This window comes from Pseudomonas sp. ASL8, assembly GCF_056680355.1.
This window is the reverse complement of sequence record NZ_CM155278.1, coordinates 1,601,363-1,627,513: the sequence shown is the minus strand read 5'-3', so window position 1 is coordinate 1,627,513 and position 26,151 is coordinate 1,601,363. Positions and strand designations below refer to the sequence as shown.

Below are 26,151 nucleotides of genomic sequence, written 5' to 3'. Positions count from 1 at the left end.
TCAGCGACTCTGTCGTAAAAGTAATTACTCGGTTGATGATAACGATCAAAAAATGAACGGCATGAAGACCTCAAGGTAAAAATCAGGAAAATCCACTCCAGTTCACCTAACGTACTCATATCCCTCCCCCCTGCAACCCAAGGTAAAACGCGGTTATCCGGTTCCAGCGGTTTCTGTGCCCGAGAAGAGCGGCTGAAAAACCGCACTATTTTTGATGTTATTGGCTGAACTCAAAGAAACCATACACTAAGCAATGGGCTTGTCAAATTACCGACAACAACAAAAATAGCCGCAGAACAAAGTCAATTGTTTGACTGTCTGTAAAAAATAAACAGATACTTTTTGAACAGCCATCACTTCACCCCAACAGGTATAGCCTGAGTCAGGCGCGATGTAATCGACCATAAAAAAGCCGGCCTCATGGGCCGGCTTCGTCACAATCCTGAAAACTTATGCACTTTTTTTGCTCATTAATCAGCTTAAGAAATAAGTATATAAATTAACGAGTTGGCGCGATTTATTTAAAGAATCACAAAAATGGTGCACAGGTTATCCACAGATCCTAAACAACCGCATTTTCTTCGCTCGGTGCTGGTGCAACCACTGAACCCATGGCGCGTTGCGTTGCTTCATTCCAGGCCGCGACCCGGTCATTAAGCGCTGCAATGGCGCGTGGGCCCGTGCCCTCGGCATACATAGGTTCGCCAATAACCAACTCAATGGTGCCCGGCTTTTTCGCCCAACCTTCTTTTGGCCAGTACTTGCCTGCGTTGTGCGCAATGGGCAGAACCGGCAGGTTTGCATTCACGGCCAACGCTGTGCCGCCTCGGGAGAATTTGCCAATCTGCCCAAAAGGAACGCGCGTACCTTCCGGGAAGATCAACACCCAGACGCCATCCTTGAGCAGTTCATGGCCTCTTTTGGCGACATGCTTGAGTGCTGCTTTGGGATTGTCACGGTTGATCGCAATCGGCCGTAGCATCGCCATCGCCCAACCGAAGAACGGGACGTACAACAGCTCACGCTTGAGCACCTGGCTCAAAGGTTCGAAGTGCGCCGAGAGGAAGAAGGTTTCCCAGGTGCTCTGGTGATTGGACAGAATCACACAGGGCTCTAGCGGGATATTTTCCTGACCTTTTACTTCAACATGAATGTTCAAGAACACCCGCGTCAGCCACAACGCACAGCGACACCAGTACACGTTGATAAAACGGTAGCGGGCGCGGAAAGGTAAAAACGGGGCGACAAAGAAACTCAGTGTGCACCACAGAAGAGAAGTGGTGCACAACAGCAGGTAAAAGAAGAAGGTTCTGATTGCCTGCATGATCGACATAGGAGCTCTTACCGTTGCGGGCGATGCCCGTCTATTTACAAGTGTGGATAAGTTCTGCGGCAACCGCCGCCAGATCGTCAAAAACCAGAGTGCCTGCGGGCAAAGGGTTACCCATTGTTTTGAGACCTTTGCCGGTCTTTACCAAAACTGGCTGAGAGTCGACGGCCAGCGCCGCCTCCAAGTCACCCTTACTATCGCCAACAAACCAGATGCCCGCCAGATCTACCGCGTAATGATCGGCAATCGTTTTGAGCATGCCCGGTTTTGGTTTGCGGCAATCGCAGCCTTCATCCGGGCCGTGTGGACAAAAAACGATCAAGCCGACTTCGCCACCCTGCTCTGCCACCAGATCGCGCAAGCGCGCATGCATGGCTTCGAGTGTGGCGACATCGTAAAACCCGCGGGCAATGCCGGACTGGTTAGTGGCGACGGCCACCGTCCAGCCGGCCTTGCTCAGGCGTGCAATAGCCTCGACCGAGCCCGGGAGGGGAATCCACTCCTCCACCGACTTGATGTAAGCGTCGGAGTCATGATTGATCACCCCGTCCCGGTCCAGAATCAGCAGCTTCAAGCCTTGCCCCTTCAACGTCATCCCAGCAGCGAAATGTCGGCAACGCCCAGGAACAGGCCGCGTAAGCGAGCCAGCAAGGCATAGCGGTTGGCACGTACGCTGGCATCTTCAGCATTGACCATCACGGCTTCGAAGAACGCATCGACTGGCTCGCGCAACGCAGCCAAACGTGCCAGTGCTTCACTGTACTGACGCGTTGCGGCCATCGGTTGCACCGCTTGGTCCGCTTGCTGAATCGCCGAGTACAACGAAAACTCGTGCGCGTTATCGAAGTATTTAGGTTCGACGGTGCTGGCGATATTGCCCTGCGCTTTGCTCAACAGGTTCGACACACGCTTGTTCACCGCCGCCAAGGCGGAAGCTTCCGGCAGCTTACGGAAGGCCTGCACCGCTTGAACCCGCTGATCGAAATCAAGGGCTGAAGCCGGTTGCAGAGCCCGTACCGACAGATACGTAGCGACTTCGACGCCTTCATCCTCGTAACGCGCACGCAGGCGGTCGAAGATGAACTCCAGCACTTGTTCGGCCAGGCCGGCAGGTTTGATCTTCGCGCCGAACTGAGCCACGGCGAAGGCCACGGTCTGTACCAGATCGAGGTCCAGCTTCTTGTCGATCAGGATCCGCAGCACGCCCAACGCAGCGCGGCGCAGTGCATACGGGTCTTTGCTGCCGGTGGGCAACATGCCGATACCGAAGATGCCGACCAGCGTGTCGAGCTTGTCGGCCATGGCGACGGCCGCACCGGTCAGGGTGGTTGGCAGTTCGGCGCCAGCACCACGAGGCATGTATTGCTCGTTCAGTGCCAGTGCGACGTCTTCAGGCTCGCCGTCGGCCAGGGCGTAGTAATAACCGGCAACACCCTGCATTTCCGGGAATTCGCCGACCATTTCGGTCGCCAGATCGCACTTGGACAGCAGGCCTGCACGCGCGGCGCGCTTGGCATCGCCACCAATGCGTGGGGCAATGAAGGCGGCCAGTTTCGATACGCGCTCGGCTTTATCGAAAACACTGCCCAACTGGGCCTGGAACACTACGTTTTGCAGGCGCAGGTTGAAGGTTTCCAGCTTCTGCTTCTTGTCTTGCTTGAAGAAGAACTCGGCGTCGGTCAACCGTGGGCGAACCACTTTTTCGTTGCCGGAAATGATTTGCGCCGGGTCTTTGCTGTCGATGTTGGCCACGGTGATGAAGCGTGGCAGCAACTTACCGTCGGCATCCAGCAGGCAGAAATACTTCTGGTTGTCCTGCATGGTAATGATCAGCGCTTCTTGCGGCACGTCGAGGAAGCGTTCTTCGAACGAGCACACTAGCGGCACAGGCCATTCGACCAGCGCGGTGACTTCATCGAGCAGGCTTGGCGGCACAATCGCGGTGCCTTCCTGCAGCGTTGCCAGCTCGTCGACGCGCTTGCTGATCAGCTCGCGACGTTCGGCGAAGTCAGCCAATACGTGGGCGCCACGCAGGTCTTGCAGGTAGTTGGCAGGCGAGGTGATGCGCACGCTTTCCGGGTGATGGAAGCGGTGACCACGGGAGTCACGGCCTGCGGTCTGAGCGAGGATGGTGCAATCGACCACCTGATCGCCAAACAGCATGACCAGCCATTGGGTTGGACGAACGAATTCTTCTTTGCGCGCACCCCAGCGCATGCGCTTGGGGATCGGCAGATCGTTCAGGGAGTCTTCAACGATGGTTGGCAGCAGGCTCATCGTCGGCTTGCCGACGATGTTCTGACTGAACCGCAACTTCGGCCCGCTCTGATCGATCTCGCTCAGCTCTACGCCGCACTTCTTGGCGAAGCCCAGCGCGGCTTGAGTCGGATTACCTTCAGCATCGAATGCCGCCTGGCGTGGCGGGCCGTCGAGGTTGACGCTGCGATCTGCTTGTTGCGTCGCCAGTTGAGTGATCAGCACGGCCAGACGGCGCGGCGCAGCGTAGACCTGCTTGGCGCTGTAGCTGAGACCCGCGGCCTGCAAGCCTTTTTCGATGCCCGCGAGGAACGCGTCACCCAGGGCGCCAAGGGCTTTGGGTGGCAGTTCTTCGGTGCCCAATTCAACCAGGAAATCTTGAGCACTCATTGTGCAGCCTCCAGCTTAGCCAACACTTCATCACGTAAATCGGGGGGTGCCATCGGGAAGCCAAGCTTGGCTCGGGCTTGCAGATAGCTCTGCGCTACCGAACGGGCCAACGTCCGTACCCGCAGGATGTACTGCTGACGCGCGGTGACCGAAATCGCCCGACGTGCATCCAGCAGGTTGAAGGTGTGCGAGGCCTTGAGGACCATTTCGTAGCTTGGTAATGGCAACTGCAGCTCAATCAGGCGACTGGCTTCGCTCTCATAGAAATCAAACAGCTCAAACAGTTTTTCAACGTTGGCGTGTTCGAAGTTGTAAGTCGATTGCTCAACCTCGTTCTGATGGAACACATCGCCGTAGGTCACTTTGCCGAACGGGCCGTCGGTCCAGACCAGGTCATAGACCGAATCCACGCCTTGCAGGTACATGGCCAGGCGTTCCAGGCCGTAGGTGATTTCACCGGTCACCGGGTAGCACTCAATACCGCCTGCTTGCTGGAAGTAGGTGAACTGGGTGACTTCCATGCCGTTCAGCCAGACTTCCCATCCCAGACCCCAGGCGCCAAGCGTTGGCGACTCCCAGTTGTCTTCGACGAAACGAATGTCATGCACGAGCGGATCAAGGCCAACGTGCTTCAGGGAGCCGAGGTACAGCTCCTGGAAGTTGTCCGGGTTAGGCTTCAATACCACCTGGAATTGGTAGTAATGCTGCAAGCGGTTCGGGTTTTCGCCGTAGCGGCCATCAGTCGGGCGTCGGCTGGGCTGCACATAAGCGGCGTTCCAGGTTTCCGGGCCGATGGCGCGCAGAAACGTAGCGGTATGGAATGTGCCGGCGCCGACTTCCATATCGTAGGGCTGAAGCACCACACAACCTTGCTCGGCCCAGTATTGTTGAAGGGCGAGGATCAAGTCTTGGAAGGTACGCACGGCTGGCGTAGGCTGGCTCACGAAATTCACCTGTGCTGGGGCTGCGATTTAAAGAGCGGGAGTATACCCGATTCGGCCGCACCTCCACCCTTGGAGCCTTATGCCACGCTGCTTTTGGTGCAACGAAGATCCGCTGTACATCGCTTATCACGATCAAGAGTGGGGCGTGCCGTTGCGCGATGCGCAGAAACTCTTCGAGTTGTTATTGCTCGAAGGGTTCCAGGCCGGCCTGTCATGGATCACTATTTTAAAGAAACGCGCGCGCTATCGTGAAGTCTTGTTCGGCTTCGATGTACAGCGCGTGGCCCAGATGAGCGACGCTGAAATCGAAGCGCTGATGCTCGACGCCGGCATCATTCGCAACCGCCTCAAACTCAATGCCGCCCGGCGCAACGCGCAGGCCTGGCAGGCCCTGGAAGACCCGGTGGAATGGCTTTGGTCGTTTGTGGGCGGGCAGCCAAAAATCAATCATTTCGAGGGTCGCAGCCAGGTCCCGGCCGTCACGCCTGAAGCTGAGGCAATGAGCAAAGCCCTGAAAAAAGCAGGCTTCACGTTCGTCGGCCCCACGATTTGCTACGCCTTCATGCAGGCCACAGGCATGGTCATGGATCACACCCTTGAGTGTGATCGATACGCCGTCTTGAGCCGCTGATGGTTACAATAGCGGCCTTGCGAATTCGGGAGTGATCTGTGGATAAGTTCAAAGGCGCCCTTTTGGTCGGGCTTTTGCGGCTATTTGCCCTGTTGCCATGGCGAGTGGTGCAGTGGGTCGGTACGTCCATCGGCTGGCTGATGTGGAAACTGCCCAACCGCTCGCGCGAAATTGCGCGCATCAACCTGTCCAAGTGTTTCCCTGAGCTGGACGCTGCCGAACGCGAGCGCCTGGTGGGCCGCAGTCTCATGGACATCGGCAAGACGTTCACCGAAAGCGCCTGTGCCTGGATCTGGCCCGCTCAGAAATCAATCGATCTGGTGCGTGAAGTCCAAGGGCTTGAAGTGCTGGAAGCCGCGCTGGCTTCGGGCAAGGGCGTGGTTGGCATCACCAGCCACTTGGGCAACTGGGAAGTGCTTAACCACTTCTATTGCAGCCAGTGCAAACCGATCATTTTTTACCGGCCGCCGAAACTCAAGGCGGTGGACGATCTGCTGCGCAAGCAGCGTGTGCAACTGGGCAATCGCGTGGCGGCTTCGACCAAAGAAGGCATCCTCAGCGTTATCAAGGAAGTGCGCAAAGGCGGCTCAGTGGGTATTCCGGCCGATCCCGAGCCCGCTGAGTCTGCAGGTCTGTTCGTGCCCTTCTGCGCGACCCAGGCGTTGACCAGCAAGTTCGTGCCCAACATGTTGGCCGGTGGCAAGGCAGTGGGCGTTTTCCTGCATGCGATCCGCCTGACCGATGGTTCCGGTTACAAGGTGATCCTCGAAGCGGCACCCGAGGCGATGTACAGCACCGACACGCAAACGTCGGCGGCGGCCATGAGTCAGGTTGTCGAGAAGTACGTGCGGGCTTATCCGAGCCAATACATGTGGACGATGAAGCGTTTCAAAAAGCGTCCACCGGGCGAAAAGCGCTGGTATTGAAGGCTGTCAGCTGTGGATAACTGCTGCAATTGAAGTTGTCCACAGCCGGGGTGAGCCTGTTTCCAGTGATTCGATCATGGGATAGTCCCGTACCGGTCCCTCCAATTGATCGGTACCGCTGATTAAAAAAAGCTCAAGCCGACCTGGAACAGCCGCTCTACGTCGCGGATATATTTTTTATCCACAAGGAACAGAATCACATGGTCGCCGGACTTGATCACCGTGATGTCGTGGGCGATCAGTACTTCTTCGGCGCGAATGATTGCGCCGATGGTGGTCCCTGGCGGCAGTGTGATGTCACGGATGGCGCGACCGATGACCTTGCTCGACCTGGCATCACCATGGGCGACGGCTTCAATGGCTTCGGCTGCCCCACGACGCAATGAATGCACGCTGACAATGTCGCCACGGCGAACGTGAGTCAGCAAGGTGCCGATGGTCGCCAGTTGCGGGCTGATCGCGATATCGATCTCGCCGCCCTGCACCAGATCCACATACGCCGGGTTGTTGATGATGGTCATCACTTTGCGTGCGCCGAGGCGTTTGGCCAGCAGCGAGGACATGATATTGGCCTCGTCATCGTTGGTCAGCGCCAGGAACAGATCGACTTCGGCGATGTTTTCTTCCAGCAGTAGATCCCGGTCCGACGCACTGCCCAGCAGAACCACGGTGTTGTCCAGGGTTTCCGAAAGGTAACGGCAGCGGGCCGGGTTCATCTCGATGATTTTGACTTGATAGCGACTTTCGATGGCTTCGGCCAGCCGTTCACCAATATGCCCGCCGCCCGCGATGACGATGCGTTTGTAGCTTTCATCCAGGCGGCGCATCTCGCTCATGACCGCGCGGATGTTCGCTTTGGCCGCGATGAAGAACACCTCGTCATCCACTTCAATGACGGTGTCGCCTTGGGGGGCTATCGGCCGGTCACGGCGGAAAATCGCGGCAACCCGGGTGTCGACGTTAGGCATGTGTTCGCGCAACTGACGCAGCTGTTGGCCGACCAGCGGCCCGCCGTAGTACGCCTTGACCGCCACCAGTTGGGCCTTGCCGCCAGCAAAGTCGATCACTTGCAGTGCGCCGGGGTATTCGATCAGGCGCTTGATGTAGTTGGTCACCACCTGTTCCGGACTGATCAACACGTCCACGGGGATCGCGTCGTTATTGAACAGACCGGCGCGGGTCAGGTAGGCCGCTTCGCGCACGCGGGCGATTTTGGTAGGGGTCTTGAACAGGGTGTAAGCGACCTGACAGGCGAGCATGTTGGTCTCGTCGCTGTTGGTCACCGCCACCAACATATCGGCATCATCCGCGCCGGCCTGGCGCAGTACCGTAGGGAACGAGCCGCGGCCCTGAACGGTACGGATATCAAGGCGATCACCCAGATCACGCAAGCGATCGGCGTCGGTGTCGACCACGGTGATGTCATTCGCTTCACCGGCCAAATGTTCAGCCAGCGTACCGCCGACCTGTCCTGCGCCGAGGATGATGATTTTCATCCGCCCTCTCCTGAAAACTGATAGCCCTGAAACGGTTAGCCGTGTGCAGCGGCAATCTTGATCAGCTTGGCATAGTAGAAGCCATCGTGGCCGCCTTCCTGGGCGAGCAGTTGGCGACCGTGCGGTTGTTTCAGGCCGGGCGGCTGTTGCCCGAGCTGACCGGCGATGTCCAGTTCGCGCGCGCCGGGTGTGCGAGCCAGGAACGCCTCGATCACTTCGGTGTTTTCCATCGGCAGCGTCGAGCAGGTGGCGTACAGCAGGATGCCGCCGACTTCCAGCGTCGGCCACAGTGCGTCGAGCAATTCGCCCTGGAGCGTGGCGAGTGCGGGAATGTCGTCAGCCTGACGCGTGAGCTTGATATCCGGGTGACGACGAATCACGCCCGTGGCCGAACACGGCGCATCGAGCAGGATGCGTTGGAACGGTTTACGGTCCCACCATTGGCCGGTGTCACGGGCGTCGGCAGCGATCAGCTCGGCGTTCAGGCCCAGGCGATCCAGGTTTTCCCGCACGCGGACCAGGCGTTTGGCCTCCAGATCCACCGCGACCACGCCCGCGAGCAATGGCTGTACTTCCAGCAGATGGCAGGTCTTGCCGCCAGGGGCGCAGCATGCGTCGAGTACGCGTTGACCAGGAACCAATTCCAGCAGGTCGGCAGCCAATTGCGCGGCTTCGTCCTGCACGCTGATCCAGCCTTCGGCAAAACCGGGCAGGGTGCGGACATCGCACGGTTCGTTCAGCACAATACCGTCCTGGCTGAAGACACAGGCGCGGGCTTCGATCCCGACGTTTTGCAGCATCTGCAGGTACGCATCGCGGCCGTGGTGACGGCGATTGACCCGCAGGATCATCGGCGGATGGGCATTGTTGGCCGCGCAGATCGCTTCCCACTGCTCTGGCCAATACGCCTTCAACGCCTTTTGCAGCCAGCGTGGGTGCGCAGTGCGGACCACGGGGTCATGTTCCAGCTCGGCCAGGAGTGTTTCGCTTTCCCGTTGGGCGCGACGCAGTACGGCATTCAGCAGCGCCTTGGCCCAAGGCTTTTTCAGCTTGTCGGCGCACCCGACTGTTTCACCGATGGCGGCGTGGGCCGGGATGCGCGTGTAGAGCAACTGATAGAGGCCGACCAACAACAATGCCTCGACATCGGCATCGACGCTTTTGAAGGGCTTTTGCAGGAGTTTTGCCGCCAGTGCGGACAGCCGTGGCTGCCAGCGAGCGGTGCCGAAGGCCAGGTCTTGAGTCAAACCGCGATCACGGGCCTCGACTTTGTCCAGCTGGGTGGGCAGCGAACTGTTCAGCGAGGCTTTGCCGTTGAGGACGGCGGCCAATGCTTTGGCGGCAGCGAGACGCGGGTTCATTGGCCGTGCACCGTCTGCTCGGGTGCAATGACACCCAGCACCGTGCCGACCGCGAATTTCTCACGACGGCTGTTGAACAGGTCCGCGAAGTTCAGCGCTTTGCCCCCCGGCAATTGCAGGCGCGTCAGGCGCAAGGCCTGTTGGCCGCAGGCGACAATCAAGCCGTCCTTGCTGGCGACGAGGATTTCACCCGGTGCGCCCTGCCCTTCGTCGAGACTGGCTGCCAGCACTTTCAGGGCTTCGCCATTGAGTGTGCTGTGGCAGATCGGCCAAGGATTGAACGCACGCACCAGACGTTCCAGCTCAATCGCCGGACGACTCCAGTCGATACGCGCTTCGTCTTTGTTCAGCTTGTGAGCGTAGGTCGCCAGGGTGTCGTCCTGGACTTCACCCTGCAACGTGCCATCGGCCAGCCCGGCGATGGCTTGAATTACCGCGGGCGGCCCGAGCTCGGCGAGCCGGTCATGCAGGCTGCCACCGGTGTCTTCGGCAGTGATCGGGGTCGTGACTTTGAGCAGCATTGGTCCGGTGTCCAGCCCCGCTTCCATGCGCATTACGGTCACGCCGCTCTCGGCATCGCCGGCTTCTATCGCACGCTGAATCGGTGCGGCACCGCGCCAGCGTGGCAGCAGCGAAGCGTGACTGTTGATACAGCCCAGGCGTGGAATGTCGAGCACCACTTGCGGCAGGATCAGGCCGTAGGCGACCACCACCAGCAAGTCGGGCTTGAGCGCGGCCAGTTCAGCTTGAGCGCCAGCATCACGCAGGGTTGGCGGTTGCAATACAGCGATACCGTGTTGTTCAGCCAGCTGTTTGACCGGGCTCGGCATCAGCTTTTGCCCACGGCCAGCCGGGCGATCAGGCTGGGTGTAGACCGCAATCACTTGATGGGGGCTGGCGAGCAAAGCCTTGAGGTGTTCGGCGGCAAATTCCGGGGTGCCGGCGAAGACGATGCGCAGTGGCTCAGTCATGGGCTTCTCGATAAAGGAAATACACAGACGTGTAGGAGCGGGCTTGCCCGCGAAGGCCGCAACCCGGTGTGGCTGATGGACCGTGTTGCCTGGTTCGCAGACAAGTCAGCGCCTACAGATTGAAGGATTTGAGTGGTGTCAGGCGTTCTGCTTGTGCAGCTTTTCCAGCTTCTTCTTGATCCTGTCGCGCTTGAGGGTGGACAGGTAATCGACGAACAATTTACCGTTCAGGTGATCGCACTCATGCTGGACACACACCGCCAGCAAACCCTCTGCGATCAGCTCGTAGGGCTGACCGTCCCGGTCCAGAGCCCTGATTTTGACTTTCTGTGGGCGGTCGACGTTTTCATAGAAGCCTGGCACTGAGAGGCAGCCTTCTTGATACTGCTCCACCTCGTCGGTCAGGATGTCGAACTCGGGGTTGATGAACACCCGTGGATCGCTACGATCTTCGCTGAGGTCCATGACCACGACACGCTTGTGTACGTTGACCTGAGTCGCGGCCAAACCAATGCCTGGCGCTTCGTACATGGTTTCAAACATGTCGTCGACCAACTGGCGAATGCCTTCGTCCACCACTGCCACAGGTTTGGCGATGGTGCGCAGGCGCGAATCGGGAAATTCGAGGATGTTTAAAATAGCCATATACGTTAGAGCTGCACTTGTAGGGTAAAGTCCAAAATCAGCTGCCAGGTTTCGTCGGTTAGAGCTGGCAACCTTGCAAAACCTGAGCCTCCGGGGCTCTTAGTGTTTCACGCGAAGCCACATGATAAAGGGATTCACCGCATGAGGAAATCACTACTCGCCCTGCTGCTGTTGGCCTCTACCGGCCTTTGTCAGGCGCAAGTGCAGCTCAGGGAAGGACATCCACAGAATTACACTGTCGTCCAAGGTGACACGCTTTGGGACATTTCCGGCAAATTTCTGCGCGAGCCATGGAAGTGGAAGGAAATCTGGAAGGCTAATCCGCAGATCGCCAACCCTGACCTGATCTATCCGGGCGACTTATTGTCCCTGGTGTATGTCGATGGCCAGCCGCAGATGGTGCTCAACCGTGGCGCTTCACGTGGCACCATCAAGCTGTCGCCCCGGATTCGTACCACGCCGATGGCCGAAGCGATCCCAAGCATTCCGCTGGCCGCGATCAATAGTTTTCTGCTCAACAACCGCATCATCGATGACCCCGCCGACTTCCAGAAAGCCCCGTACATCGTCGCCGGTAACGCCGAGCGCGTGCTCAGCGGCATGGGTGACCGGATATACGCGCGTGGAAAATTAGACTCTGAGCACACCGTCTATAACATTTTCCGTCAGGGCAAAACCTACACGGACCCGTTGACCGGGCAGTTTCTCGGGATTAACGCCGATGACATCGGTGGCGGTGAAATCGTTGCCCACGAAGGCGATGTCGCGACCCTGGTGTTGCAGCGTTCGACCCAGGAAGTGCGCCTTGGCGACCGGCTATTCATCAGCGAAGAGCGGCCGATCAACTCGACGTTCATGCCCAGCTCGCCTCAAACCGAGGTTAACGGCCTGATCATCGATGTGCCGCGCGGAGTGACCCAGATCGGTGAGCTCGATGTGGTGACGCTGGATCGGGGCAAAAGCGATGGGCTGGCCGAAGGCAATGTGCTGGCCATCTACAAGACCGGCGAAGTTGTCCGTGATCGGGTGACGGGTGAGCAAGTGAAGGTCCCGGATGAGCGCGCGGGATTGGTGATGGTTTTTCGCACTTATGAAAAGCTCAGCTATGGTTTGGTACTCAATGCCACGCGTTCTTTAGCGGTCATGGACAAGGTGCGGAACCCGTAAAGCTATGTGTCGAAATAGGGTCATGTTTGTCCACCGGGCATGAACTTATCAAATAGTTACTAACAGAGTTATCCACAGGTTGTCCGGGCTGTTAACGGGGCGCTACAGATCAAGGAAGATCTATGCCGCTGTTCGATACTGCTGCTTCCTCACCTGCCGAACTCGAAGCGCGCCTACGCGTGCATCGTCTGCCGGAGGTGGGGCCCAAACGCTTTCATAAGCTAATCAATGCCTTTGGTTCGGCCTCGGCCGCACTCAGCGCTCCTGCCAGCGCCTGGCGTGCCTTGGGCTTGCCAAGCGCCAGCGCCGAAGCCCGGCGCAGCCCGGAAGTCCGCGATGGCGCCAGTGTTGCTTTGGCCTGGCTTGAGCGTCCCGGCCAGCATTTACTGATGTGGGACGACCCCACCTACCCTGCACTGCTGGCTGAAATTGCCGATGCACCGCCATTGCTGTTTGTGGCCGGTGACCCGAGCATTCTTGAGCGTCCGCAGCTGGGAATGGTCGGCAGTCGACGCGCTTCGAAGCCTGGACTGGACACGGCCACAGCCTTCGCCCGAAGCTTGGCGGGCGCTGGTTTTGTCATCACCAGCGGCCTCGCATTGGGCATCGATGGCGCCGCGCATCAAGGTGCTTTGGACGTTGGCGGGCAGACAATTGGCGTCTTGGGCACGGGCATCGAAAATTTTTATCCACAGCGCCATCGTCAGCTGGCAGCGACCATGAGTGCCCAGGGCAGTGCCGTGGTTTCCGAGTTCCCTCTGGACGCCGGGCCGCAGGCGAGCAACTTCCCGCGACGCAATCGAATCATCAGTGGATTGTCACTGGGTGTGTTGGTGGTCGAGGCCAGCGTCGCCAGCGGTTCGTTGATCACGGCACGCCTGGCGGCGGAACAGGGCCGCGAGGTGTACGCGATTCCAGGCTCGATTCATCACCCCGGCGCCCGAGGGTGTCACCAACTGATTCGTGACGGTGCGGTGCTGGTCGAAACCGTCGAACACATTCTTGAAGCCTTGCGTGGTTGGCAGAATATTGCCAGCCCTGCGGCCGCCTTTGTCGCGCCCTTGCCGGCAACAGCTGCTGCCAGCCATCCCCTGCTTGATTTGTTACATGCAGCGCCCCACACCAGTGAAGGGTTGGCACTGTCCAGCGGCTGGCCGTTGCCAAAAGTATTGGCGGCGTTGACCGAGCTCGAGCTGGAGGGGCGCATCAGCAGTGAAGCAGGACGATGGTTTGGCCGTGCGCGCTGAGGTTAAACTGCCCGTAGCGTTTACCCGGAGAGAGAACAATGGTCAGCAGTTGGCGTGTGCAGCAAGCCGCACGAGAAATTCGAGCCGGTGCGGTAATTGCCTACCCGACCGAGGCGGTATGGGGGCTGGGCTGCGATCCATGGAATGAAGAGGCGGTGTATCGGTTGCTGGCAATCAAATCCCGTCCTGTGGACAAAGGCCTGATTCTGGTGGCCGACAACATCCGCCAGTTCGACTTCCTCATGGAGGACTTCCCTGAAATCTGGATCGACCGTATGGCCAGCACTTGGCCAGGCCCCAATACCTGGCTGGTGCCGCATCAGAACCTGCTGCCCGAGTGGATCACTGGTATTCATGACACGGTGGCATTGCGCGTCAGCGATCACCCGCAGGTGCGTGAACTCTGTTCGCTGGTCGGACCGCTGATCTCGACGTCTGCCAACCCGCTCGGGCGCCCGGCTGCCCGGACGCGTATTCGGGTTGAGCAGTATTTTCGCGGGGACATCGACTGGGTGCTCGGCGGCCTGCTGGGCGGGCGCAAGCACCCCAGTCTGATCCGTGACCTGGTGACCGGCGAGACCGTTCGCCCAGGCTAGGGTTTTAGGCTTATGGAATCAGAATCGTCGAGCCTGTGGTGCGCCGGGCGCTGAGCTCGGTTTGCGCCTTGGCTGCGTCTTTCAAGGCGTAGCGCTGGACGTCACCCACCTTGACCTTGCCGCTGGTAAGCATCGCGAACAGCTCGTCGGCCATGTGTTGCAGGTTTTCGGGGTTGGCGTAAGTGGCCAGGGTCGGACGAGTGACGTACAACGAGCCTTTCTGCGCGAGGATTCCCAGGTTAACCCCGGCCACCGGCCCTGATGCGTTGCCGAAGCTGACCAACAAGCCGCGTGGCGCCACGCAATCGAGCGACGTCAGCCACGTGTCTTGCCCCACGCCGTCATATACCACCGGGCATTTTTTGCCGTCGGTTAATTCCAGAACCCGTTTGACCACGTCTTCTTTGCTGTAATCGATGGTCGCCCATGCGCCGAGTGCCTTGGCATGAGCGGCTTTTTCCGGCGAACTGACAGTCCCGATCAGCTTCACACCCAGGGCCTTGGCCCATTGGCAGGCCAGCGAACCGACGCCGCCAGCAGCGGCATGGAACAGCACCGTTTCACCACTCTTCACCGCATACGTCTGGCGCAGCAGATATTGCACGGTCAGGCCCTTGAGCATCACCGCGGCGGCGTCTTCGAAGCTGATCGACTCCGGCAACTTCACCAGATTCGCGGCAGGAATCACGTGCACGTCACTGTACGCACCCAGTGGACCAACACCGTATGCCACGCGGTCGCCAACCTTGAACTGGCTGACGTCGCTGCCGACCGCTTCAACCACACCCGCCCCCTCAGTCCCCAGGCCTGACGGCATGGATGGCGCTGGATACAGTCCGCTGCGGAAATAGGTGTCGATGAAATTGAGGCCAATCGCCTTATTGCGCACGCAGACCTGCTGTGGGCCCGGTTCGGCAGGTTTGAAGTCCACATACTCAAGGACTTCGGGGCCACCCACGGTGCTGAATTGGATACGCTTTGCCATCTGTTCATCTCCGGTGATGAGTGGAAACAAAAAATACGAAAAAAGACTACTACGAAAAGGGCCATCGGACTCTCTCCCTTGATCCTCGTCAACTGCGGCGGCCATAACGCCGGTGGTATGCTACGCGCCAATTTGCCACCCCCCCGTAACCCCAGTGGCTCAGTGATGTTTCAAGGTGACCCGATGACTACCCGCACCGAGGCTGTTAAAGCCTACCTGCTTGATCTGCAAGACCGGATTTGCAACGCATTGGAAGCCGAAGACGGCAGCGCCCGCTTCGTCGAAGATGCCTGGACTCGCCCGGCTGGCGGCGGTGGGCGTACCCGAGTCATCGAAAATGGCGGAGTGATCGAAAAAGGTGGGGTTAACTTCTCCCACGTATTCGGCACCGGCCTGCCACCGTCAGCCAGCGCCCATCGGCCCGAGCTGGCCGGGCGTGGTTTTGAGGCATTGGGTGTGTCGCTGGTGATCCACCCGCACAACCCGCATGTACCGACTTCACACGCCAACGTGCGTTTTTTCATCGCTGAAAAAGAAGGCGAAGAGCCGGTCTGGTGGTTCGGCGGCGGTTTCGACCTGACGCCGTATTACGCTGTAGAAGAAGACTGCGTGCATTGGCACCGTGTCGCCGAGCAGGCCTGTGCGCCGTTCGGCGCCGATGTCTATCCGCGCTACAAGGCGTGGTGCGACACCTACTTCCACATCAAGCATCGCAATGAACCACGCGGCGTTGGCGGCTTGTTTTTCGATGACCTGAACGAGTGGGATTTCGACACCAGCTTCGCCTTCCTGCGCGCGATTGGCGATGCGTACATCGAGGCCTATCTGCCGATCATCCAGCGGCGCAAGGCTGACGCTTACACGGCGCAACAGCGGGAGTTTCAGGAGTTTCGTCGCGGCCGTTACGTCGAGTTCAATCTGGTCTACGACCGTGGCACACTGTTCGGCCTGCAATCGGGCGGGCGTACCGAGTCGATCCTCATGTCACTGCCGCCGCACGTGCGCTGGGGCTACGACTGGAAGGCCGAGCCAGGCACCGAAGAAGCCCGTCTGACCGAGTATTTTTTGCAGGATCGCGATTGGTTGGCGCAGGCCTGATACCGAGTCAAACGCGAAGACGATCAGCAGACACACCCGCATTCAGGAACCTTCATGGACCGCTACGTCGTTTTCGGTAACCCCATCGGTCACAGCAAATCGCCGTTGATCCATCGTCTGTTCGCCGAGCAGACCGGTCAGCAGCTTGATTACAGCGCCCTGTTGGCGCCGCTGGACGATTTCATCGGTTGCGCTCAGGCGTTCTTTGAACACGGGCAGGGCGCCAACATCACTGTGCCGTTCAAGGAACAGGCCTTTCGCTTGGCCGACAGCCTGACCGAGCGCGCACAACGTGCGGGTGCCGTGAATACGTTGCGCAAGGGTGCCGATGGTCGACTGCTCGGCGATAACACCGATGGCGCGGGATTGGTGCGGGATCTGAAGGTTAACGCCGGTGTCAGCCTGCAGGGCAAACGCATCCTCCTGCTCGGCGCGGGCGGTGCGGTACGGGGTGCGCTGGAGCCGCTGTTGGCTGAAAAACCGCTGGCGGTGGTGATCGCCAATCGCACCGTGGAAAAAGCCGAGTTGCTGGCCCATCAATTCGCCGACCTGGGGCCCGTGTCCGCCGCTGGTTTCAGTTGGTTGGCGGAGCCGGTAGACCTGATCATCAATGCCACTTCCGCCAGCCTCGCGGGTGAACTGCCGCCGATTTCGCCAAGCCTTATTCTGCCGGGTCATACCGACTGCTACGACATGATGTACGGCAAAGAGCCGACGCCATTCTGCCGCTGGGCCACCGAGCACGGTGCGGCCCACGTGCTGGACGGTCTGGGCATGCTCGCCGAGCAGGCTGCGGAAGCGTTCTATCTATGGCGCGGCGTTCGTCCGGACACCGCACCGGTGTTGGCTGAGTTACGACGGCAGTTGGCCAGCGCCTGATGCCTGGGCGCTCGCCCGGTCACCGTTAATCCTCGAATAGAATCGGGCATTTCTCTGGCCCTTCGAGCTTGCGCAGCTCCTCGATCACTTGGGGCCGGGCGCGCCTGAGGGTCAGGCTGCGGCCTTGGGCTCGCAGGCGACGGGCTTCCTGGTGGAGCATTTCAACGCCTGAATAATCGATGAAGTTGATGTGTTGCGCATCGATCACCACGCGCGGCCCCTTGCTGCGTTGCAGAATGACTTGCAGGTAATGGCTGGCGCCGAAAAAGATCGAGCCGCCGACGCGGAGGATATCGTCGTCGCCATCGCGCCACTGCTGGACCCGTGGTTGTGAAGTGCGCTTGAGGTAGAAGAACAGCGACGCCAGCACGCCCGCGTAAATCGCTGTTTGCAGTTCCAGCAACAGGGTCGCCAGGCAGGTCAGCGCCATCACCAGGAACTCTGGATGGCTGACGCGGAACAGCGCGCGAATGCCGCGATGATCGACCAATCCCCAGCAGATCAACAGGATCGATGCGGCCATGCTCGGGATCGGGATGTGTGCGATCAACGACGCCCCAGCCACCGCGAACAACGCCACCCACAGCGCCGAAAACACCCCGGCCAATGGCGAGCGAGCACCGCCTTCGTAACTCAGGCCTGATCGGGTAAAGGAGCCGGAGGACAGATAGCCCGAGAACAAGGCGCCCACCATGTTTGACAGGCCTTGGGCGCGCAGCTCCTGATTGGCGTTTAGCAATTGTTGCGAGCGTGCGGACAGCGAGCGGGCAATCGACAAGCTGGTGACCAGCCCGAGCATGCCTACGGCCACGGCACTGGGCAGGAGTTTCAGAGCCAGCTCCAGGTCCAGCGGCAATGCACTGAACGGCGGCAAATGCCCAACGAAGGCGCTGACTAACTTGACGTGACCGAACATCGCGGGCCACAGCCAGACCAACACACTCCCGGCCACCAAGGTGATCAGCAGCGTCGGCCAACGGGGCACCAGGTATTTCAGGAGCGCGCCCAGGGCCAGGGTTATGGCGCCTAGAATCAACGATGCATGGTCGATCTCGCCCCGATGTTCAAGCAACGTCATCAGGCTTCGAAGCGCGGTGGTCTGGCCGCTGAGTTCAAGGCCGAATAAATTAGGCAGTTGCCCCAACGCAATCACCACGGCGGCGCCCAAGGTAAAGCCCAGCACCACCGAATGTGAAACGAAGTTCACCACCGCGCCAAAGCGCAGCAGCCCCAGCAGCCATTGAAAGATCCCGGCGAGAAAGGTCAGCAACAGGATCAGGGTGATGTAGTCCTGACTGCCCGGCACCGCCATGGGACTGATGCTGGCGTACAGCACGATAGAGATCGCCGCAGTGGGTCCGCAGATCAGATGCCACGACGAGCCCCACAGGCAGGCGATCAGCACCGGAACGATGGCCGCGTACAGACCGTACTCAGGCGGCAAGCCGGCGATCAACGCATAAGCAATGGATTGCGGCAGCGCCAGAATCGCTCCGCTCAGCCCCACCACGGCATCACGACCGACGCTGGCGCGGGTCTGCCGGGGTAGCCATTCGAGAAACGGCAAGAATTTGTGGCGATTGAGCCAACCCATGAATCTCTCGGTAATTTTGCAGAGGCGTAAGGGTGAGGTTTTAGCGATAAGGGTGCAAGCGAAGGTGACCGCTGCGCGCGTCTACAGGGGAATGCGATCTACTGTAGAAGCGCGCTAGCCCGAGATAAGCCCAAAGGGCGTTAAAGGGTAGCTTTTACGGCCGCCAGTGCATCCTTCTCGTCGATGGTTTTCACCCCGTCGAGCCATTTATCCAGGACTGCCGGGTTGGCTTTGATCCAGGCTTTGGCCGCTTCAGTGTTGGTGATTTTCTTGTTAACCACTTCGGCCATGATGCTGTTCTCCATTTCCTGGGTGAAGCTCAGGTTGGTCAGCAACTTGCCTACGTTCGGGCAGGCCTGGCTGTAGCCCTTGCGGGTCAGGGTATAGACGCTGCCGGTGTCACCGAAATAAGCCTCGCCACCTTTGAGGTAGTGCATTTTCAGCTGCACGTTCATCGGGTGCGGGGTCCAGCCAAGGAACACCACGAAGCTTTGTTTCTTCACGTTGCGACTGACTTCAGCCAGCATCGCCTGTTCACTGGACTCAACCAGCTTCCACTGGCCCAGGTCGAACTCGTTCTTTTTGATGATCGTTTGCAGCGAAAGATTGGCCGGTGCGCCGGAGCCGATGCCATATAGCTTTTTACCGAACTTGTCGGCGAATGTGTTCAGGTCGGCAAAGTTATGCACACCCGCGTCCCAGACATAGTCCGGCACGGCGAGGGTGAATTCGGTGCCGTCCAGGTTCTTGGCCAACTGCGTGACATCGCCATTGGCCACGAACTTGTCGTAAAAGCCTTGTTGCGCAGGCATCCAGTTGCCGAGGAAGACATCCACCTGGCCATCCTTGAGCCCACCGTATGCAATCGGTACCGCCAGCGTGTCGACCTTGGCCTTGTAGCCCATGCCGTCCAGCAAGACGCCAGCGATAGCGTTGGTCGCGGCGATATCGCTCCAGCCCGGATCCGCCATCTTTACCGTGCTGCAACTCTGCTCGGCATAAGCGGAAACGCTACCCAATGCCATGAAACCGACCGCAAGTGTTGTGGATAACTTCATCATGAATGTGCCCCTTTGGTTTTTTAGTCTTGGCAGGGTTAGGGTTGTGGATAACGTGCTTTGCGTTCCAGATCGTCAAGGTCGATGTGGTTACGCATGTATTGCTGACTGGCGTCTACCAGCGGCTGGTGATCCCAGCTCTTCAGCTTGCCGATAGCCAGCGACTGCGCGACAAAGCGCCGCCGACGCTGGCTGGCGAGCACCTGGTGGTGTATCGCCGGTATGTCCCATTTGGCCCGTGCTTCGGCCAGAAAATCAGCGAACAGTTGCTGATGAGCCGGTGACTGGCTCAGCTCTTCGCGTTCTTGTGGATCATTGTTCACATCGAACAGCAGGCACGGGTCCTGTTCCGAATAGATGAATTTATAGGCGCCCCGTCGAATCATCATCAACGGGCTGGTTGTGCCTTCGGCCATATACTCGCCAAACACTTCGTCGTGCCCCGGTTCACCCCGCAAATGAGGGACCAGTGAACGACCGTCCAACGGCAAACCGGCTTCCAGTTCGCCCTCGGCCAGCGCAACGAAGGTCGGCAGTAAATCGGCGGTGGACACCGCGGCGCTGACCCGACCCGCCTTGAACTGCCCCGGCGCGTAGACCAGCAGCGGCACACGGGCTGACATCTCGAACCAGTGCATTTTGTACCAGAGGCCGCGCTCGCCCAGCATGTCGCCGTGATCGCCCGAGAACACGATGATGGTGTCGTCGGCCAGGCCGGTGTCTTCGAGGGTTTGCAGGAGCTTGCCGACGTTGCTGTCGATGTAGCTGCACGCCCCGAAATAGGCGCGGCGCGCATCGCGAATCTTATCCACAGGCAGCGGCTTGTCCCACAGGTCGTAGACCTTGAGCAGGCGTTGCGAATGCGGGTCTTGCCCGGCTTGATCGGCATGCGGTCGCGGCAGCGGGATGTCTTCGTCGCGGTACATGTCCCAGAAGGTTTTCGGGATGGTGTACGGGTCGTGAGGGTGGGTCATGGACACGGTCAGGCAGAACGGCTGATCGCCCTCTTCGCGGATGTGATCGAACAAATATTGCTGGGCCTTGAACACCACCTCTTCGTCGAAATCCAGCTGATTGGTGCGCACGCAGGGACCGGCTTGCAGCACCGACGCCATGTTGTGATACCAACTCGGCCGCACATCCGGCTCGTCCCAGTTCACCGACCAGCCATAGTCAGCCGGGTAAATGTCGCTGGTCAGGCGTTCTTCGTAGCCGTGTAACTGGTCCGGCCCGCAAAAGTGCATCTTGCCGGACAGCGCGGTCTTGTAGCCGAGACGGCGCAGGTAATGGGCGTAGGTCGGTACATCGGCCGGGAAATCAGCGGCGTTGTCATAGGCGCCGATCTTGCTCGGCAGTTGGCCGCTGACCAGGGTGAAACGCGAGGGCGCGCACAGCGGACTGTTGCAATAGGCGGCATCGAACACCACGCCTTCGGCGGCGAGGCGGCTCAGATTGGGCATTTTGATAGGAGATGAGGCGTAAAACGGCAACATCGGCGCGGCCATTTGATCGGCCATGATGAAAAGAATGTTCTTGCGCTTCATGTATTCGCGGCATTCCATAGTGGATATTTATGCGAGAGTGCTGCGCTTGAGGATGCGACCCACAGGTTTAGCGGTAAAGCCCATGCAAAACAATACCTAGGATAAGCTCAGCTTATGTATGACGCTCTTGGTGATCTTTCACTGGATCTGCTGCGTGCTTTTGAAGCCGCCGCGAGGCTGCGCAGCTTTACGGCGGCAGCTGTCGAACTGGGCACCACGCAGCCAGCCGTCAGCCAGCAAATCAAACGCCTGGAAGAGCAGCTTGCTACAAGGCTGTTCGACCGCATCTACCGTGGCATCGAGCTGACAGAGGCGGGCGAGGTGCTGTTCGGTTATGTGCAAGCCGGGTTGCAGTCCATCGACGGCGGGCTCAATGCCGTCACCGCCCAGCGCCAACATGAGGTGCTGCAGGTCGCCACTGACTTTGCGTTTGCCGCCTATTGGTTGATGCCGCGTCTGCATCGGTTTCACCAGGCCAATCCGGATGTGGACGTCAGCCTGGTCACCAGTGAGCGTAGTTACAACATGTTGCGCGCCGATGTCGACGTCGCGGTGTTGTTCGGCGATGGGCGTTTCAAGCAGGGCGAAAGCCGTTGGTTGTTCAGCGAAGAAGTGTTCCCGGTGTGCAGCCCGCAATTGCTTGTTGGGCGTTCTTTGCCCTTGCCCACGGAAGCGCTACTGGAGCTTCCGCTGCTGCACTTGCGCGGCGAAGGCAGCAGCAACTGGTTCGACTGGAACGGCGTGTTCCGTGCGCTGAATATTCAGCAGGCACCTGCCCCCGGCCAATTGCGCTTCGACAATTACACCCTGCTGATCCAGGCTGCAATTGCCGGTCAGGGCGTGGCCATCGGTTGGCGGCATCTGGTCGACGCGCTGCTGGAGCAAGGGCTGCTCTGTCGCCCCATCGCCGCCACCGCCATCTCGGCACACGGTTATTACGTCGTACTGCCCCAGCGAAAACGGCGAGTGCAACTGGTGCAGCAATTCGTCGACTGGCTGGCGACCGAGCAGGCGCAGAGTGGAGACTTGCTGGCGGGCAGGCCGTTGCCATCGATTGCGGTGTGATCCGGCAGTCGCCTGCACATTTCATTTAGCACACAAAATTCACGTGCTCTCGCACATGCAGGTTCAAGAGCAATTCATCAGCGATGCCTGCGGCCACTCGACCCAGCCGCTCCAGGGGTTCGGCCAGGCCCGGCTCAAGGGTGTCGCTGATCTGGCTAAAGTGCTCGATGCTCAGCCCGAGCACGCCTTGGGGAGCGTTGACCAGCGTCCACTTCAGGTCACTGTCGCGCAATAACTCGACGATTGTTTCTGCCGCGTTTCGCTGTTGCTCGTCAGTTTCAGGCGCCTCGTCAAGCACGGCGAAGTTGCCCGCCAGCACCAGTCGCTTGATACCCATGCGTTGCATGCCTTGGATCAAGTTCCGGGTGGCGCTGATTTGATCTACTGGCCCCGGCGTTATCGCGGGTCGCGTTGCACCGCTGCCCACCGGCAATACGTGGGCGTCCAGCAGGCAAATGACCGCCGAGCAGCCGGCTACGCTTTGACTGACACGCTCGGCGTCGAACAGGTTGCCGACTTTGGTGCGCAAACCCGGACGCGGTGCCAAGGCGTTCAAATCATCGAGAATGGCGATGACTTCATGCTGGCGCCGCAGGAATTCTGCCATCAAGGCGCTGCCAAAACTGCTGATGGCACCGTACAAAACCAGCTTCAGAACCGGAGTTTCGGCATTCTTCATGGCGAGTAATCCTTGTCTGTGGATAACGTCTCTCTAAGGTTCTGACCCTTTTTTCCCCGCAGCAGTTCGCGTCCGCGCAGCGGTTATTTGGAGATTGAGCAATGCACGGTGTTGAGGGCTACCACGCCCACGTTTATTTCGACGAACAGACCATCGATCAGGCCCGTGCATTGTGCGAAGAGGCTGCGCAGCGTTTTGGGGTGAAGATGGGGCGGATGCATGAAAAACGGGTGGGTCCGCACCCGAACTGGAGCTGCCAGCTGGCGTTTGATCACGCCCAGTTGGCGGATGTGCTGCTGTGGCTGGCGCTTAATCGCAAGGGGTTGGTGGTGTTGCTGCACCCGCTGACGGGCGATGAGCTGGCTGACCACACGGAGCATGCGATCTGGATGGGGGCGGTGCGGGATCTGGATGTTTCGATGTTCAAGCGATCAGAAGGTTAGTTAGCGCGAAGAATCTGCAGGAGCAACCGCGACGGGCAGTCGTGTTGGCTCCTGCAGAGAATCAATCAGTTCAACACGCCATTGAGGATGGTGTAGATCACACCGGTGGCCACCGCGATCAACACGACGTCGGGGCCCACGCGACGCCATTCGTAACCGTCATAACGCGGCAGGTATTGCAGCGAGCGGCTGTCCAGGCGTTTGCCGTAACCGCGAGGTAGCGGATGACCTTCACGGATGTAAATGCCTGGCGGAAGCGGCGGACCACGGCCGATCATGTCGCGGTGCTGATGAAAGGTCTGACGAACCTGGTCGAAATTCTGTGGTGGACGGTTGCCGCCACGGTTGTCCTGATGGCCCTGCTGCTGACGATTGTCGCCGCGGTTGTCACTGTGGTTGTCCTGACGGTCCGGTTGCTGACGATTGTCACCGGGACCGGGACCCCGGTCGTTGCCGTGTTGATCGTTGCCACCGTTTTGCGGACCCTTGCCATGATCAGCGCCTTGCTGTTGGCCTGGACGATTATCATCAGGGCCACGCTGATCTTGTGGAGCTGCTTGCAACAACGGACTGGCACTGATCATCAAGATACCCAGACCTGCAATCAAACGGGTTGGTACTTTCATGTGTCGCTCCTGGAAATTCGGAAAGCAAAAAGGGGTTCAGTGCCATTGGCACTGAACCCCTTTTGCCTAACTACTTAGTGTGCGTGCCGAGGTATAGATTCCTCGTCAGTCCAATCTTTACTCTTAATTGACACGGGCCTTGCGCACGCCTTCGGCCAAGGCCGAGCACAGGCTCAACACGTCGTCGATTGCCTGCTCCGGTGACGCGGCGGTCGCAATCTTGTCCACCAGTGCCGAGCCCACTACAACGCCGTCAGCCAGCCTGGCAATCGCGGCCGCCTGCTCTGGGGTACGGATACCGAAACCGACGCTGATTGGCAGGTCGGTGTGGCGACGCAGACGTTCGATGGCGGTTTTAACTTGATCCGAGGTCGCGGAACCGGCCCCGGTGACACCCGCGACCGACACGTAGTAAACGAAGCCGGAACTGCGTTCGAGTACGCGTGGCAGGCGCGCGTCATCGGTGGTCGGTGTGGTCAGGCGAATGAAGTCGATGCCCGCGGCCTGGGCCGGGGTTGCCAGTTCGGTGTCATGTTCTGGCGGCAGGTCGACGATGATCAAACCGTCGACCCCGACTTCTTTGGCTTGAGCGACGAACGCTTCGACGCCAAAGCGGTGGATCGGGTTGTAGTAACCCATCAGCACAATCGGTGTGGTCTGGTCATTGACGCGGAACTCGCCAACCATTTTCAGGGTTTTTGCCAGCGTCTGCCCGGCGTCCAGCGCGCGCAGGGTCGCCAGCTGGATTGCCACGCCGTCGGCCATTGGATCGGTGAAGGGCATGCCCAACTCAATCACATCAGCACCCGCTGCCGGCAGGCCTTTAAGAATGGCCAGCGATGCATCGTAGCCAGGGTCGCCAGCAGTGACGAAGGTCACCAGTGCCGCACGGCCTTCGGTTTTCAACTCGGCAAAGCGTTGTTCCAGGCGGCTCATACCCGTTTCTCCTGAGTCTTGGCGTCGGCGGCCATATGGTCCATCACGGTTTGCATGTCTTTGTCGCCACGGCCCGAGAGGCAGACCACCATCAAGTGGTCATCGCGCAGATTGGTTGCGCGTTTCATGGCTTCGGCCAGGGCGTGCGCGGTCTCCAGAGCGGGGATGATGCCCTCCAGGAGGCAGCAGTGGTGGAAGGCTTCGAGGGCTTCGTCATCCGTGATGCTGACGTATTCAACGCGCTTCACTTCGTGCAGATAAGCGTGCTCAGGGCCAATGCCAGGGTAATCCAGGCCGGCTGAAATCGAGTGCGCGTCGGTGATTTGACCGTCGGCATCCTGGAGCAGATAGGTGCGATTGCCGTGCAATACGCCGGGAACACCGCCATTCAGGCTGGCGGCGTGCTTGCCGGTATGAACCCCGTGACCACCGGCTTCGACGCCGATGAGCTGGACGCTGGCGTCATCGAGGAACGAGTGGAACAGGCCCATGGCGTTGGAACCGCCACCGACACATGCGATAAGGCTGTCTGGCAGGCGGCCCTCTTTTTCCTGCAGTTGTACTTTGGTTTCTTTGCCGATGATCGACTGAAAGTCGCGGACCATCGCTGGATACGGGTGTGGGCCGGCCACGGTACCGATCATGTAGAAGGTGTCGTCGACGTTGGTCACCCAGTCGCGAAGGGCTTCGTTCATGGCGTCTTTCAGGGTGCCGGTGCCGGAGGTGACCGGGACGATTTCCGCGCCCAACAACCTCATCCGGAACACGTTGGCCTGTTGACGCTCAATGTCGGTAGCACCCATATAGATCACGCACGGCAGACCGAAGCGGGCCGCGACGGTGGCGGTGGCCACGCCATGCATGCCAGCGCCGGTTTCAGCGATCAGGCGCTTCTTGCCCATGCGCTTGGCCAGCAACACCTGACCAATGCAGTTGTTGATCTTGTGCGCGCCGGTGTGGTTCAGCTCTTCGCGCTTGAAGTAGATTTTCGCGCCGCCGCAATACTCGGTCAGGCGTTCCGCGAAATACAGCGGGTTTGGACGGCCGATGTAGTCGCGCTGGAAATAGGCCAGTTGCTCAATAAATTCAGGGTCAATCTTGGCGGCTTCGTACTCGCGGTTCAGGTCGAGTACCAGTGGCATCAGGGTTTCAGCCACGTAGCGGCCGCCGAATGAGCCAAACAGGCCGTTGGCATCAGGGCCGCTGCTGAACTTGGTCTGGGTCATGGGACCTCCAGGTGATTTGACGAAAAGGATTAGCCAATCAGGCAATGAGCCCACTTTA

The 26,151-nt window shown here is 59.3% G+C and carries 25 protein-coding genes; 9 read left to right on the top strand and 16 right to left on the bottom strand.

From position 1 onward, the window contains the following. Positions 1 to 562 precede the first annotated feature (562 nt). Genes AC1MEA_RS07305 through glyQ form a run of 4 tightly spaced genes read right to left on the bottom strand, consistent with a single transcriptional unit; the run spans position 563 to position 4,920 of the window. The gene (locus AC1MEA_RS07305) at positions 563 to 1,333 is read right to left on the bottom strand and encodes a lysophospholipid acyltransferase family protein (protein ID WP_219063357.1); all 771 of its coding nucleotides are present in this window, start codon (positions 1,331 to 1,333) and stop codon (positions 563 to 565) included. A 31-nt stretch (positions 1,334 to 1,364) separates the two neighbouring features. After that, entirely contained in the window at positions 1,365 to 1,925 is a 561-nt protein-coding gene (gene gmhB / locus AC1MEA_RS07300) for a D-glycero-beta-D-manno-heptose 1,7-bisphosphate 7-phosphatase (protein ID WP_219063356.1), read from the bottom strand. Then, entirely contained in the window at positions 1,922 to 3,976 is a 2,055-nt protein-coding gene (glyS, locus tag AC1MEA_RS07295; RefSeq protein WP_480917229.1) for a glycine--tRNA ligase subunit beta, read from the bottom strand. The genes gmhB and glyS overlap by 4 nt, the downstream gene beginning before the upstream one ends. After that, a complete protein-coding gene (glyQ, locus tag AC1MEA_RS07290; RefSeq protein ID WP_219063354.1) occupies positions 3,973 to 4,920 on the bottom strand; it encodes a glycine--tRNA ligase subunit alpha in 948 nt (315 codons plus the stop codon). The genes glyS and glyQ overlap by 4 nt, the downstream gene beginning before the upstream one ends. Before the next feature lie 79 nt (positions 4,921 to 4,999). Here glyQ and AC1MEA_RS07285 point away from each other — a divergent pair, with 79 nt between their 5' ends. Both AC1MEA_RS07285 and AC1MEA_RS07280 read left to right on the top strand, forming a co-directional pair. Next, on the top strand, positions 5,000 to 5,551 hold the full coding sequence (locus tag AC1MEA_RS07285; protein ID WP_480917228.1) for a DNA-3-methyladenine glycosylase I: 552 nt from the start codon (positions 5,000 to 5,002) through the stop codon (positions 5,549 to 5,551). A gap of 38 nt (positions 5,552 to 5,589) precedes the next feature. After that, on the top strand, positions 5,590 to 6,477 hold the full coding sequence (locus AC1MEA_RS07280) for a lysophospholipid acyltransferase (protein ID WP_480917227.1): 888 nt from the start codon (positions 5,590 to 5,592) through the stop codon (positions 6,475 to 6,477). 122 nt (positions 6,478 to 6,599) lie between these two features. Here AC1MEA_RS07280 and trkA read toward each other — a convergent pair whose 3' ends face one another. The 4 genes from trkA to def form a co-directional block, all read right to left on the bottom strand. Then, positions 6,600 to 7,973 carry a Trk system potassium transporter TrkA gene (trkA, locus tag AC1MEA_RS07275; protein WP_219063351.1) on the bottom strand — a complete coding sequence of 458 codons (1,374 nt, stop codon included), beginning with the start codon at positions 7,971 to 7,973 and terminating at the stop codon, positions 6,600 to 6,602. 35 nt (positions 7,974 to 8,008) lie between these two features. Continuing rightward, complete coding sequence (rsmB, locus tag AC1MEA_RS07270; RefSeq protein ID WP_480917226.1) at positions 8,009 to 9,334, bottom strand: 16S rRNA (cytosine(967)-C(5))-methyltransferase RsmB; 1,326 nt, start codon at positions 9,332 to 9,334, stop codon at positions 8,009 to 8,011. After that, entirely contained in the window at positions 9,331 to 10,305 is a 975-nt protein-coding gene (fmt, locus tag AC1MEA_RS07265) for a methionyl-tRNA formyltransferase (protein WP_480917225.1), read from the bottom strand. Before fmt ends, rsmB begins: the two co-directional genes overlap by 4 nt. Before the next feature lie 138 nt (positions 10,306 to 10,443). After that, positions 10,444 to 10,950 (bottom strand): peptide deformylase, encoded by a 507-nt coding sequence (gene def / locus AC1MEA_RS07260; RefSeq protein ID WP_480917224.1) that lies wholly within the window; start codon positions 10,948 to 10,950, stop codon positions 10,444 to 10,446. Positions 10,951 to 11,091: 141 nt separating this feature from the next. On the opposite strand from def, the gene AC1MEA_RS07255 reads away from it, so the two are divergent. The 3 genes from AC1MEA_RS07255 to tsaC all read left to right on the top strand — a co-directional run bounded on the left by AC1MEA_RS07255 (position 11,092) and on the right by tsaC (position 13,960). Further along, on the top strand, positions 11,092 to 12,117 hold the full coding sequence (locus tag AC1MEA_RS07255; RefSeq protein ID WP_480917223.1) for a LysM peptidoglycan-binding domain-containing protein: 1,026 nt from the start codon (positions 11,092 to 11,094) through the stop codon (positions 12,115 to 12,117). A gap of 122 nt (positions 12,118 to 12,239) precedes the next feature. After that, positions 12,240 to 13,364, top strand: coding sequence for a DNA-processing protein DprA (gene dprA, locus AC1MEA_RS07250; protein ID WP_480917222.1), 1,125 nt, complete (start codon positions 12,240 to 12,242; stop codon positions 13,362 to 13,364). Positions 13,365 to 13,402: 38 nt separating this feature from the next. Then, positions 13,403 to 13,960 carry an L-threonylcarbamoyladenylate synthase type 1 TsaC gene (gene tsaC / locus AC1MEA_RS07245; protein WP_219063345.1) on the top strand — a complete coding sequence of 186 codons (558 nt, stop codon included), beginning with the start codon at positions 13,403 to 13,405 and terminating at the stop codon, positions 13,958 to 13,960. Positions 13,961 to 13,970: 10 nt separating this feature from the next. Here the strand turns inward: tsaC and AC1MEA_RS07240 are convergent, their stop codons facing one another. Further along, the gene (locus AC1MEA_RS07240) at positions 13,971 to 14,945 is read right to left on the bottom strand and encodes an NADPH:quinone reductase (RefSeq protein ID WP_480917221.1); all 975 of its coding nucleotides are present in this window, start codon (positions 14,943 to 14,945) and stop codon (positions 13,971 to 13,973) included. 183 nt (positions 14,946 to 15,128) lie between these two features. On the opposite strand from AC1MEA_RS07240, the gene hemF reads away from it, so the two are divergent. Then, complete coding sequence (gene hemF, locus AC1MEA_RS07235) at positions 15,129 to 16,043, top strand: oxygen-dependent coproporphyrinogen oxidase (RefSeq protein ID WP_480917220.1); 915 nt, start codon at positions 15,129 to 15,131, stop codon at positions 16,041 to 16,043. A 54-nt stretch (positions 16,044 to 16,097) separates the two neighbouring features. After that, positions 16,098 to 16,922: a shikimate dehydrogenase gene (aroE, locus tag AC1MEA_RS07230; RefSeq protein WP_480917219.1), complete on the top strand. Its 825-nt coding sequence runs from the start codon at positions 16,098 to 16,100 to the stop codon at positions 16,920 to 16,922. 25 nt (positions 16,923 to 16,947) lie between these two features. On the opposite strand, the gene AC1MEA_RS07225 is transcribed toward aroE, so the two are convergent. From AC1MEA_RS07225 to betC, 3 genes are all read right to left on the bottom strand, one after another. Beyond that, positions 16,948 to 18,516 (bottom strand): SulP family inorganic anion transporter, encoded by a 1,569-nt coding sequence (locus tag AC1MEA_RS07225; RefSeq protein ID WP_480917218.1) that lies wholly within the window; start codon positions 18,514 to 18,516, stop codon positions 16,948 to 16,950. Positions 18,517 to 18,656: 140 nt separating this feature from the next. Further along, positions 18,657 to 19,577 carry a choline ABC transporter substrate-binding protein gene (gene choX, locus AC1MEA_RS07220; RefSeq protein WP_219063340.1) on the bottom strand — a complete coding sequence of 307 codons (921 nt, stop codon included), beginning with the start codon at positions 19,575 to 19,577 and terminating at the stop codon, positions 18,657 to 18,659. Positions 19,578 to 19,612: 35 nt separating this feature from the next. Continuing rightward, positions 19,613 to 21,118: a choline-sulfatase gene (gene betC / locus AC1MEA_RS07215; protein ID WP_480917217.1), complete on the bottom strand. Its 1,506-nt coding sequence runs from the start codon at positions 21,116 to 21,118 to the stop codon at positions 19,613 to 19,615. A gap of 114 nt (positions 21,119 to 21,232) precedes the next feature. Between betC and AC1MEA_RS07210 the strand changes: the two genes are divergently transcribed. Next, positions 21,233 to 22,183, top strand: coding sequence for a choline sulfate utilization transcriptional regulator (locus AC1MEA_RS07210; RefSeq protein ID WP_219063338.1), 951 nt, complete (start codon positions 21,233 to 21,235; stop codon positions 22,181 to 22,183). 25 nt (positions 22,184 to 22,208) lie between these two features. Here AC1MEA_RS07210 and AC1MEA_RS07205 read toward each other — a convergent pair whose 3' ends face one another. Beyond that, complete coding sequence (locus AC1MEA_RS07205; protein ID WP_480917216.1) at positions 22,209 to 22,862, bottom strand: NAD(P)-dependent oxidoreductase; 654 nt, start codon at positions 22,860 to 22,862, stop codon at positions 22,209 to 22,211. A 101-nt stretch (positions 22,863 to 22,963) separates the two neighbouring features. On the opposite strand from AC1MEA_RS07205, the gene AC1MEA_RS07200 reads away from it, so the two are divergent. Continuing rightward, on the top strand, positions 22,964 to 23,305 hold the full coding sequence (locus tag AC1MEA_RS07200) for a DOPA 4,5-dioxygenase family protein (RefSeq protein WP_480917215.1): 342 nt from the start codon (positions 22,964 to 22,966) through the stop codon (positions 23,303 to 23,305). Between the two features lie 65 nt (positions 23,306 to 23,370). Here AC1MEA_RS07200 and AC1MEA_RS07195 read toward each other — a convergent pair whose 3' ends face one another. The 3 genes from AC1MEA_RS07195 to trpB all read right to left on the bottom strand — a co-directional run bounded on the left by AC1MEA_RS07195 (position 23,371) and on the right by trpB (position 26,093). Further along, positions 23,371 to 23,931 carry an anti-virulence regulator CigR family protein gene (locus AC1MEA_RS07195; protein WP_480917214.1) on the bottom strand — a complete coding sequence of 187 codons (561 nt, stop codon included), beginning with the start codon at positions 23,929 to 23,931 and terminating at the stop codon, positions 23,371 to 23,373. A gap of 123 nt (positions 23,932 to 24,054) precedes the next feature. Next, complete coding sequence (trpA, locus tag AC1MEA_RS07190) at positions 24,055 to 24,867, bottom strand: tryptophan synthase subunit alpha (protein WP_219063334.1); 813 nt, start codon at positions 24,865 to 24,867, stop codon at positions 24,055 to 24,057. Next, on the bottom strand, positions 24,864 to 26,093 hold the full coding sequence (trpB, locus tag AC1MEA_RS07185) for a tryptophan synthase subunit beta (protein ID WP_219063333.1): 1,230 nt from the start codon (positions 26,091 to 26,093) through the stop codon (positions 24,864 to 24,866). The genes trpA and trpB overlap by 4 nt, the downstream gene beginning before the upstream one ends. Positions 26,094 to 26,151: the final 58 nt, after the last annotated feature.